We start from the raw sequence: 1,316 nt of genomic DNA, 5'->3' as shown, positions 1-1,316 counted from the left end.
GCTGCGGTCAGCTGGTCTGCCGCGTCCACGGTGATGCCCACTTCCGAACCGGTGGCAATCAGGATGACGTCCGGCGTACCGGCGCAGTCCTTCAGCACATAGCCACCGCGGTACACGTTGGCCAGTTGCTCCGCGGTACGTGGCTGCTGGGTCAGGTTCTGACGGGAGAAAATCAGCGTGGTCGGGCCGTCCTGACGTTCGATACCGTACTGCCACGCCACCGCCGATTCCACCTGGTCACACGGACGCCAGGTGCTCATGTTCGGGGTCACGCGCAGGCTGGCCATTTGCTCAACCGGCTGGTGCGTCGGGCCGTCTTCGCCCAGACCGATGGAGTCATGGGTGTAGACGAACACGTTGCGGATTTTCATCAGCGCCGCCATACGCACCGCATTACGGGCGTATTCCACGAACATCAGGAAGGTCGCCGAGTACGGCAGGAAGCCGCCGTGCAGCGCGATACCGTTGGTGATGGCGGTCATGCCGAACTCGCGCACGCCGTAGTGGATGTAGTTACCCGCCAGGTCTTCGTTGAGGGGCTTGGAGCCGGACCACATGGTCAGGTTGCTCGGTGCCAGGTCAGCGGAGCCGCCGAGGAATTCAGGCAGCACCTTGCCGAAGGTTTCCAGCGCGTTCTGCGACGCCTTGCGGCTCGCGATGTTGGCCGGGTTAGCCTGCAGTTTTTCAACAAAGGCTTTGGCTTCGGCTTTCCAGTTGGCCGGCAGCTCACCGTTCACACGGCGTTTGAACTCGGCAGCCAGCTCTGGGAAGGCCTTGGCATAGGCGGCGAAACGGTCGTTCCAGGCCGCTTCTTTGGCCTTGCCGGCTTCTTTGGCGTCCCACTGGGCATAAATGTCCTGCGGGATGTCGAAGGCGGCGTATTTCCAGCCCAGCGCTTCGCGGGTGGCGGCCACTTCGGCAGCGCCCAGCGCCGCACCGTGCACGTCGTGGGTGCCGGCCTTGTTCGGTGAACCAAAACCAATCACGGTTTTGCACATCAGCAGGGACGGCTTGTCGGTGACCTTGCGGGCTTCTTCAATCGCGGCCTTGATGGCGTCCGGGTTGTGACCGTCAACGTGACGCACCACGTGCCAGCCGTAGGCTTCAAAGCGCTCGGCGGTGTTGTCGGTGAACCAGCCTTCAACGTGACCGTCGATGGAGATGCCGTTGTCATCGTAGAACGCCGTCAGTTTGCCGAGCTTGAGGGTACCGGCCAGCGAGCAGACTTCGTGGGAGATGCCTTCCATCATGCAGCCGTCGCCCATGAAGGCGTAGGTGTGGTGGTCGACGATGTCATGGCCCGGGCGGTTGAACTG

The 1,316-nt window shown here is 62.6% G+C and carries 1 protein-coding gene; it reads right to left on the bottom strand.

Annotation, left to right across the window (positions count from 1 at the left end):
* A partial coding sequence (locus tag AC2FC2_RS26890) for a transketolase family protein (protein ID WP_490660199.1) occupies window positions 1-1,316 on the bottom strand: 1,316 nt, incomplete at both ends.

The organism is Serratia sp. CoH_122_TC_1, assembly GCF_058191755.1.
The sequence above is the reverse complement of the archived record's forward strand: the minus strand, read 5'-3'. Positions and strand labels throughout refer to the sequence as shown.